Annotated in this window: 8 protein-coding genes; 3 read left to right on the top strand and 5 right to left on the bottom strand. The window is 35.2% G+C overall.

Translation table 11 applies throughout. From position 1 onward, the window contains the following. Positions 1 to 271 precede the first annotated feature (271 nt). The 5 genes from E2R68_RS13650 to coaBC form a co-directional block, all read right to left on the bottom strand. On the bottom strand, positions 272 to 967 hold the full coding sequence (locus tag E2R68_RS13650) for an oligogalacturonate-specific porin KdgM family protein (RefSeq protein ID WP_134278234.1): 696 nt from the start codon (positions 965 to 967) through the stop codon (positions 272 to 274). Positions 968 to 1,192: 225 nt separating this feature from the next. Continuing rightward, on the bottom strand, positions 1,193 to 2,005 hold the full coding sequence (locus E2R68_RS13645; RefSeq protein ID WP_208380259.1) for a mechanosensitive ion channel domain-containing protein: 813 nt from the start codon (positions 2,003 to 2,005) through the stop codon (positions 1,193 to 1,195). Between the two features lie 118 nt (positions 2,006 to 2,123). After that, complete coding sequence (gene slmA / locus E2R68_RS13640; RefSeq protein ID WP_134278233.1) at positions 2,124 to 2,726, bottom strand: nucleoid occlusion factor SlmA; 603 nt, start codon at positions 2,724 to 2,726, stop codon at positions 2,124 to 2,126. 19 nt (positions 2,727 to 2,745) lie between these two features. Beyond that, positions 2,746 to 3,201 (bottom strand): dUTP diphosphatase, encoded by a 456-nt coding sequence (dut, locus tag E2R68_RS13635; RefSeq protein ID WP_134278232.1) that lies wholly within the window; start codon positions 3,199 to 3,201, stop codon positions 2,746 to 2,748. A gap of 16 nt (positions 3,202 to 3,217) precedes the next feature. Further along, positions 3,218 to 4,435 (bottom strand): bifunctional phosphopantothenoylcysteine decarboxylase/phosphopantothenate--cysteine ligase CoaBC, encoded by a 1,218-nt coding sequence (gene coaBC / locus E2R68_RS13630; protein WP_134278231.1) that lies wholly within the window; start codon positions 4,433 to 4,435, stop codon positions 3,218 to 3,220. A gap of 117 nt (positions 4,436 to 4,552) precedes the next feature. Between coaBC and radC the strand changes: the two genes are divergently transcribed. From radC to rpmG, 3 genes are all read left to right on the top strand, one after another. Then, entirely contained in the window at positions 4,553 to 5,230 is a 678-nt protein-coding gene (gene radC / locus E2R68_RS13625; RefSeq protein ID WP_134278230.1) for a RadC family protein, read from the top strand. A gap of 135 nt (positions 5,231 to 5,365) precedes the next feature. Continuing rightward, positions 5,366 to 5,602: a 50S ribosomal protein L28 gene (rpmB, locus tag E2R68_RS13620; protein WP_134278229.1), complete on the top strand. Its 237-nt coding sequence runs from the start codon at positions 5,366 to 5,368 to the stop codon at positions 5,600 to 5,602. Between the two features lie 11 nt (positions 5,603 to 5,613). After that, a complete protein-coding gene (gene rpmG, locus E2R68_RS13615) occupies positions 5,614 to 5,769 on the top strand; it encodes a 50S ribosomal protein L33 (RefSeq protein WP_025562982.1) in 156 nt (51 codons plus the stop codon). Positions 5,770 to 6,015 lie beyond the last annotated feature (246 nt).

The following is a 6,015-nucleotide window of genomic DNA, read 5'->3' as shown; positions in this document are numbered from 1 at the left end:
ATGAAACACAAATCAACGTGTGTGTAAGCAATGCTGTAGGGGTAAATGAGGTAACCACCAGCGAAGTTACTATTAATGGTGAAACAATCACTTGGACTGGCCCGGTTAACATTATTCGTTAAATAAAAAGCCCCCCTATTAGTCAAAACTCATAGGGGGGTTTTAGAAAATTAGACCAATTACATTCAATAAGTGATCTAAATTTTGCATAGAAAAAATGAGTTATTTTAACAAGTAAAACAGATCCTCTAATTACTGTGATTGCTATTAATTAGAAACTATAGCTAAGACCAACACGGCTTCTTAGTTCACGATCAGCTGACTTAGAACTAACACTAACATCACCTAATTCAATCCAAGGCTTCCAGCTACCCATTTTATAACCTGCGGTAAAGTTATTTTCATAGTTAGTATTTTTATTATCATATAGCACGTAAGTATCGGAATGCGCCTTATAATAATTTAATTCTAAACCGAGAACGACATTTTGAATGTTATAACCAAAATTAACTGTATAACGATCTCTATACTTATTATTAACTGAAGGTTTTGTTTGAGTTGGTTTAATATCTAAACGGTAGCGACCACTGACAGAAAAACCATCGATCATTGCAGGTTTATAAATTAAACGTAATTGAGGTTTATAGGTTGTGCTCGATTGCCCAAATTCAATTGGCATACCTGGTTGTAAAGCCCATTCATCATTAATTTTCCATTTATAACCTAACCCTAATTCAGATCCATTATTAACCAAATCTTTCATAAAATCGGTGTTATCAGCACTTTTAAATTTCAACTCTAAACTTACTGCAAAGTTATTCTCAAACGAGGTCCCCATTTTTATACGGCTAGCCTGTTGTTTAGTTTCATGTTTATATTCATGACGAAAATCAACAGAAGAAGCAAAAAGATTAGCTGAAAAAAAACAACCCCCTGTAATTAGTAATGCAATTTTAGTTTTGTTCATTGAACACCCTTTATTATAGTTATTTTGTGGATAAAACAATGTCGCGCATTTTTTGCTAAAACCTTTTTTTTTACAAGAGAAAAGAGCTTATTTTGTGTGACATTGATCTATATTTAGCACCAAAAATAACTATTAAGGGGTAGACGCATTTAGATTTTATTTTTAATAGATATAAAAAAACCAGTCCGCAGACTGGTTTTTTGAGAAGCAACAAATAGTCGAAGACTATTTATCCATATGAATATCCATTTGTGGGAATGGAATTTCGATACCTTCTTCATCTAATGCATTTTTAATCGCTTCCATCAATTCGAAACGAACTGGCCAATAATCTTGACCACGCACCCATGGGCGAACAATTAGATTAACACTTGAATCAGCTAGTTCTGCAACCGCAACTTGTGGTTCTGGTGATTTAAGAACTCCTGGGTTAGCTTTAACAACAGCTTCTAATACCGCTTTAGTTTTTGCTAAGTCTGCGTTGTAACTTACGCCAATCACTAAATCAACTCGACGAGTAGATTTGCGAGAATAATTAACAATATTGCCACCTAAAATAGAAGAGTTAGGCACAACAACATATTTATTATCAACTGTTGTTAATGATGTTGAGAAGATTTGAACAGACTCAACGACACCAGCTGTACCAGCAGCTTCAATATACTCTCCTGCTCTAAATGGACGCAATGCAATAATCAGCACGCCAGAAGCAAAGTTAGATAAAGAACCTTGTAAAGCTAAACCAACAGCTAAACCTGCGGCACCAATAATGGCAACAAAAGAAGTTGTTTCTACACCAATTCGGCTTAATGCAGCAATAACAACAAAAGCAATAATGACGTAACGTACCATATGCGAAATAAAGTCAATGATCGTACTATCTAGTTCTCGCTTGGTTAATACTTTATGGAATCCACCAGAAATAAAACGAGCAATCATCATACCAATTAGTAATGTTGCAATCGCAGCTAATATATTCATGCCATAATTAATAATTAAACCTTGGTTATTATTAATCCACTCCATACTATTACTAATAACATCTGCATTATGATCCATACGTTTTGCTAACACTTCACCCACATCACTTGTTGCCAAGGTGTTTACTGCTGCTGAAACGGTTCCATTATCTGACATACTTAACTCCTTTAATAAATTAACTTTGTATTAACTGCTTGTAAAAAAATGACCATTGGTTTTTAAAGTTTTGTGTTGGTTTTTGTTTGAATTGCGTACGAACAAATTGATTCATACGTCCTTCAATATAAGCTAATAACAAATTAGCTAATACCCCTTCATCCATATCAAATTTTTGACCATCCGATAAAGGACGCTCTCGTAATATTTGCTTTAACTGTGTTTCTAATTTAGAAAAAACATGTTCGATACGTAGTTGTAATCGTTCATTTTCACCTAATAAAGCATCACCGCTTAAGATACGAGTAATTCCAGGATTTTGTTCAGAAAAACCTAATAAAAAATGCATGATATGTTCTATTCGAACAAATGTATCTTTTTTTTGATCTTTAATGATATTAATGTGGCTAAAAATAGCTGTTTCTATGAAATCAATCAAGCCTTCGAACATACGAGCTTTACTTGGAAAGTGGCGATATAACGCAGCTTCTGATACACCCACTTCAGCCGCAAGCTTAGCAGTAGTAATACGTTGTCCAGGTTTTCCCTCTAACATTATTGCTAAAGCACTTAAAATATCATCTTTACGATTTACTTTCTTTTTATTATTTTGTGTAACCATGCGAATAGCTTCCTACCTGTTATTGTTTTCCTGAGTGACCAAAACCACCCTCACCACGATCTGTTTGTTGAAAACTATCAACCACATTAAATGACGCTTGAACGACAGGTAAAAATACTAATTGGGCTAAACGGTCTCCAGCGGTTAAGGTGAAGGCTTGCTCACTTCTATTCCAACATGAAACCATTAACGGGCCTTGGTAATCAGAATCAATTAACCCAACTAAATTTCCTAACACAATACCGTTTTTATGGCCTAAACCACTTCGTGGTAAAATGGTTGCCGCTAAACTAGGATCTGCAATATGAATAGCAACACCCGTTGGGATCAAATGCGTTTCACCAGGTGCTATAATTAACTCATTATCAATACAAGCCCTTAAATCTAATCCCGCTGACCCAGTTGTTGCATATTCAGGTAAAGGAAATTCTGTTCCAATTCTTGGATCAAGTATTTTAAGTTCAATTTGTTTCATTAATATAACCTTTCCGTTATTTTTTAAATTCTGTACTAATTATTTTAAGTAATTGAATCGCAACTTCTTTTTTATCATTTAATGCAATATCAAAACGACTCTCTTTAGAAAAAACAGTTAGTGCATTCTTTTCACTATTAAAACCTTGTTCACTAACTGATACATCGTTAGCTGCAATTAAATCTAAATTTTTACGTTTTAACTTATCTAATGCATAAGTTTCAAGATCATTGGTTTCGGCAGCAAATCCAACACAAAAAGGACGATTATGGGCACTAGCAACATCTGCAATAATGTCTGGATTTTTAACAAGCGTTAAAGTCATCGAATCACTGTCTGATTGTTTTTTTATTTTTTCAACATATACCTGCTCAGTACGGTAATCAGCAACGGCAGCACATGCGATAAAAATATCTGCTTCAGAAAGAGACGTTAAAGAAGCTTGGTGCATATCAATAGCGCTTTTAATGTTAATACGTTTGATATTCGTAGATAAATTTAAATGAACAGGACCCGCAATGACAGTGACATTCGCTCCCATTGCTAATGCAGCTTCAGCTAATGAAAAACCCATTTTTCCTGAACTATGATTACTAATATAACGAACAGGATCGATAGCTTCTTGAGTTGGACCAGCTGTAATAACAACGTTAACACCTAATAAAGGCATTTCTTTAGGAGCAAAAAAATCACAACTTAATTGTACCAAATCAGGTACTTCTAATAATCGACCTGGTCCGACATCACCACAAGCTTGTTGACCTTGTGCAGGCCCCCAAATCATCATGCCACGCTGATTTAAAACATTTAAATTTTCTTGTGTAGCAAGAGCAAGATACATTTGCTGATTCATTGCAGGAGCAATAGCAATAGGGGAAGGTGATGCTAAACATAATGTAGTTAGTAATTCATCAGCCATACCAGCACGTAAACGAGCAATTGCATTAGCAGTAGCTGGCGCAATTAAAATTAAATCTGCCCATTTGGCTAATTCGATATGGCCCATTCCAGCTTCAGCTTGTGGGTCTAACAAATCATCATAAACAATATAACCTGAAACGGCCTGCATAGTTAGAGGAGTAATAAATTGTTTTGCTGATGCGGTCATCACAACACGAACTTGTGCACCTTGATCGATTAAACGGCGAGTTAATTCAGCACTTTTATAAGCAGCAATACCGCCACAAACACCGAGTAATATTTTCTTCCCTTGTAGGGGTAATGTTGATGACATAAGTTTCTCAATAAAGTTCATTAAAAAATAGAGCAATACGATAACACAAAAGTGATAGGCAATATGTGACAACTTCTACTAGATTTAAGCTATCTAATATTGTTGAGGTATCTTAATTTGACATCAATTAAACAGTGGCCAAAACAAGAAAGACCACGAGAAAAACTCATTCAACAAGGTGCGAATAGCTTAACTGATAGTGAATTATTGGCTATTTTCTTGCGTACGGGCTGCCAAGGCATAGATGTAGTCTCACTATCTCGGCAATTATTAACAGACTTTGGCTCATTAAGAGCATTGTTTTCTGCTAGTGAAGCTGATTTTTGTTTACATAAAGGTCTGGGTCAAGCTAAATATGTTCAATTGCAAGCTGTACTAGAAATGTCTCGCCGTTATTTACAAGAACCATTAATGAAAGGAGACCCATTAACAAGCGCCACTCAAACCCAACAGTTTTTAAGTGCAAAAATGCGAGACTATCCTTATGAAGTTTTTGCAGCACTATTATTAGATAGCCAACATAGAGTGATCCGCTTTCATGAGTTTTTCTTTGGAACAATTAATAGTGCAAGTGTTCATCCAAGAGTTATTGCTCAAAAAGTATTACAAGAAAATGCGGCTGCTATTATTCTTGTTCACAATCATCCTTCAGGTGATCCAAGCGCCAGTGAAGCAGATAAAAATATAACCCAAAAACTAGTCAATACACTGCAATTAATTGATGTTAAAATATTGGACCATTTCATCATTGGTGATGGAAAATACACCTCATTTGCAGAAAAAGGGTGGATTTAAGGCATTTATTACTACTATTGTTGATCTTTTAATCTCAATCATGTATAAAATGCGCCCTCGACGCCTTTGGCGACGGCTAAAAAAGGTGTTCGACTATTTTGCTCGAGTAAAACTAATATTTTTGGAGATTTCGACATGTCTAGAGTATGTCAAGTTACAGGCAAGCGTCCAGCTGTTGGTAACAATGTATCACACGCGAAGAACCGTACACGACGTCGTTTCTTACCTAACCTACAAACACACCGTTTTTGGGTTGAGAGTGAGAACCGTTTTGTTAAATTACGCCTAACTACTAAAGGTATGCGTATCATCGACAAAAAAGGTATTGATGCAGTTTTAACTGACATCCGTGCTAATGGCGTTAAAGTTTAAGGAGCTTAAAAATGCGTGATAAAATTCGTTTAAATTCAAGCGCTGGCACTGGTCATTTTTATACTACTGATAAAAATAAAAAGAACATGCCTGAAAAGTTTGAAATCAAAAAGTTTGATCCTGTAGTACGTAAACACGTTATCTACAAAGAAGGCAAAATCAAGTAATCTTTGATTTAACCTGAAAAAACCCAGTTTATACTGGGTTTTTTTATGTCTGCTGTAAAAGAAACAAATCTAATATGAGCCATTTAAATAATCCCCCTTTATATGAGCTAGATTATGAGTAATACCAATTCCGTTAATTAAGTTTCCAATTTAGTCCAGTCTCTAAAGCATAATGAAATGACTCGGCTTGTGTCTTCGCAGAAGCTGTTCCAAGCCCTACAACATTGATCGACTATGTCGTTATAA

It is taken from the genome of Psychromonas algarum (assembly GCF_004376845.1).
In the GTDB taxonomy this organism is placed as follows: domain Bacteria; phylum Pseudomonadota; class Gammaproteobacteria; order Enterobacterales; family Psychromonadaceae; genus Psychromonas.
This window is presented reverse-complemented; position numbering and strand designations above follow the sequence as displayed.

Coding starts and splice junctions, on each gene's coding strand:
- rpmB (WP_134278229.1), top strand. CDS start 5,366: ATGTCTAGAGTATGTCAAGTTACAGGCAAGCGTCCAGCTGTTGGTAAC.
- dut (WP_134278232.1), bottom strand. CDS start 3,201: ATGAAACAAATTGAACTTAAAATACTTGATCCAAGAATTGGAACAGAA.
- rpmG (WP_025562982.1), top strand. CDS start 5,614: ATGCGTGATAAAATTCGTTTAAATTCAAGCGCTGGCACTGGTCATTTT.
- E2R68_RS13650 (WP_134278234.1), bottom strand. CDS start 967: ATGAACAAAACTAAAATTGCATTACTAATTACAGGGGGTTGTTTTTTT.
- slmA (WP_134278233.1), bottom strand. CDS start 2,726: ATGGTTACACAAAATAATAAAAAGAAAGTAAATCGTAAAGATGATATT.
- coaBC (WP_134278231.1), bottom strand. CDS start 4,435: ATGTCATCAACATTACCCCTACAAGGGAAGAAAATATTACTCGGTGTT.